Source organism: Nocardioides humilatus (assembly GCF_008373755.1).
GTDB lineage: Bacteria > Actinomycetota > Actinomycetes > Propionibacteriales > Nocardioidaceae > Nocardioides > Nocardioides humilatus.
This window is the reverse complement of record NZ_VUJV01000151.1, coordinates 1-373: the sequence shown is the minus strand read 5'-3', so window position 1 is coordinate 373 and position 373 is coordinate 1. Positions and strand designations below refer to the sequence as shown.

Annotated in this window: 1 protein-coding gene; it reads right to left on the bottom strand. The window is 72.4% G+C overall.

The window, feature by feature from the left end; all coding sequences use genetic code 11:
- Positions 1–373 (bottom strand): alpha/beta fold hydrolase (locus F0U44_RS22560; protein WP_149730629.1); only part of this gene is annotated, 373 nt, incomplete at both ends.

Genomic DNA, 373 nt, shown 5'->3' with positions numbered 1-373 from the left:
CACCTGCTGCGCCAGCGCCGTCATCCAGACCACGACAGCCGGGACGGGCGTGGTGCCGAACCCGCAGCTGATCGACGAACGGCGGGCCGCGTAGCGGTCGACGATCTCCATGGCGACCATGGCCTCGATCGAGGGCTCGGGCGGCCGGCCGAAGGGGGACTCCTCGCTCCGGCTCGCGCGGACCGCGTTGGACCCGGCCAGCACCAGCCTGTGCACGCGGTCCGGGTGCAGGGCTGCCGTACGGCAGGCGACCTGGCCGCCGAACGACCAGCCGACGAGCGAGCACGTCTCGACCCCCAGTCGGTCGAGGACGGCGAGCAGGTCGTCGCTGAGCCTTGCGACGTCGTACCCGATGAGCGGCTTGTCGGAGCGA